The 2339-nt window shown below is 44.4% G+C and carries 2 protein-coding genes; one reads left to right on the forward strand and one right to left on the reverse strand.

The annotated features are described in order from the left end of the window. A partial coding sequence (locus tag V3S16_RS13850; RefSeq protein WP_413885927.1) for a hypothetical protein occupies window positions 1-185 on the forward strand: 185 nt, incomplete at its 5' end. A gap of 53 nt (window positions 186-238) precedes the next feature. Here V3S16_RS13850 and V3S16_RS13855 read toward each other — a convergent pair. After that, window positions 239-2008: an IS1634 family transposase gene (locus V3S16_RS13855; RefSeq protein ID WP_413885929.1), complete on the reverse strand. Its 1770-nt coding sequence runs from the start codon at window positions 2006-2008 to the stop codon at window positions 239-241. Window positions 2009-2339: the final 331 nt, after the last annotated feature.

Genomic DNA, 2339 nt, shown 5'->3' on the forward strand with positions numbered 1-2339 from the left:
TTCCCGGATTAAATTTCAGCCAGAACTTTTCCGTTCAAGCTAAAAAGATTACAACAGTTGTTCTTCCGAGTGGGGCGCAAAGTTTAGGCAGCAATATTATTTCAAAACTCGGGGTGCGTGTTACCGCACAGAACGAGGTAACGGTATACGGTCTAAACGGAAGTTCCCCCGTCAGCAAAGCGTAACCCATTGAATATACAGCTAAATGCTGAAAATGGAATGTTTCGTACTGGGTACACTATAGCCTTACACCGAGAAGATCAAGAGCTTTTTGTTGAAGATGGGTAGGAGTTGTCAGTTTATCAAAAGTGGGGGAGGTGGGAATAAGTGGCTGTATTCTATTTTTCACAATGGTTGCGAGATCAGCAAGGAGTGTTTGAAAGCTATGCACGGGCAAATCGTCCTCTTCTGTACGTTTCAATGCTGCTTTTCTTTTTGCATTTGCAGATCGTTGAGCAGGCGCCACAACATTTTTACGAAGGCTGTCTGCTATTTCTTTATCCTCATCAGCAAAGAGTATAGGCGCCAGGCGCTGACGCATATGCCATTCTACATAATAAGCCATCATGCAAAGGAAGACATGCGCCCTGACTCGATCAGCCAATCGATGGTGAATCGGTCGCACCTTCAAGTCCACCGATTTGAGACTGCGGAATGCTCGTTCCACTACCGAAAGGCCTTTGTATGCCTTTACTGTTTCTTCGGCATTTAACACATTTACTGAAACACTTGTGCGAATAACATAGATACCGTCTAAAGCAGACTCCTCCCTGATTTGCTGTTCTCTACGTTCGTATAGAAACAAATTATCGGAAATATTCAGTTCGAAATGTTTCCCCACTTTATAGCTGTTCAATATCTTGCCTACACGAATACCTATTTCATCTTTACCTCTCAGGGGGCTGCGTTTACGCTGAGTTGCTTTGACAATCTTTTGCAGTTTATCCTCCGTTGCACGCAACAAATCCTCCCGCTTTCTTTTACGTTCTGCACACAATAACGGATTCCGGCATACCATTAATCGTTCTCCAGGATAATCGGGCGACGTGATTTCCGCCAGATCATATTCATCAAAGAGACTGGGCTGGATCTCATTGTTTTTGATCAACTTCTTTATTGCCGGTGCGCGCAAAGCAGATATCCAGTCAAGGCCGTCTGTTGTTTTGAATTCTTCCCGAATCCGCGCCTCTGTCAGCATCCCTCGATCACCCACCACGACCACTCTTTTCAGTCCAAAATGATCTCTGAGTTTATTTATCTGATTAGCTACAGTGGCAGGATCGCCGGTATTGCCTTCAAATACTTCTACCGCAATCGGCCGCCCTTCAACATCGCAGAGAAGACCAAACTCTATCTGAAGTTTCCCTTTCTTGTTATCACGATCATGCCCCCGGTGGGCCAACGGACAGGTCTTACCTTCAAAATATGTAGACGTTAGATCGTACAGCACCAATGTCCCATCCTGTAAATGCCGCTTGGCAAAACTCTTTTCAATTCTTTCCTGCCGCACAACAAGCCAATCCATGGCTTCATAAAGTTCATCCTCATCAATTGTTTCGATGCCGCATTCCCCTGCAAGAGAACTAAACGCGGTTTCGTTATCCAGCCCTCTTGCCGTAGCAAGTTTCGATCGGGGATCTATGATACGGGCAACAATCATGGCAACCACTAAATTTCGCATCCTGCTTGCCTTGCGGTCGATAATCTTATCGATGCCCAGTTTGCGCAAGGAGTTCAATACAGCAGCCACATGCCCATGCGGCAGACTCCGAATAATATCAAAGCCATCCCTGCCTACCGGCAGGCAGGTTCGATTATTCTCCAGGACAGTTCCGCCTTTTAATAGCACCCTGAGACCTTCAACAATATGCTCTGGCCACTTGGAGAGATTCGCTATTGTTTTCTTTGCGATTTTCTTTCCGTCGCGTGAGGCTTCCCGAAGCAAAATGCATGGCGGGGAGTTTCTGTTTGGCACTTTTTCGATATACATGGGGACATGATAGCACATACTCACACTATATGTCAAGTATATTGCAGGATTAATATTATATTTACATGGGTACGTTATTCGTGGCAAAAATCACCATTAACTCTTGTCTTCCGTTGGGTTACGCTAATTTATCGAAGGAATTATGGGGGAACTTCCGTTTAAACGAATATTTACCTATAAACTGAGATATCTTGCTGGATTGTCTGTTGCTGCCTCTATAATCTCTGCATCAGAAATATTGATATTTTTTAATATCCTAACAGAATCGGATATTGTTATTGAGGCGCCGCTGAGAATCCCCTTTTTGTTATAGACAGCCCCTTTTCTTGTCTTAGATCCTCTTACAGAA

This window comes from Candidatus Desulfatibia sp. (genome assembly GCF_036446775.1).
Classification (GTDB): Bacteria; Desulfobacterota; Desulfobacteria; order Desulfobacterales; family UBA11574; genus Desulfatibia_A.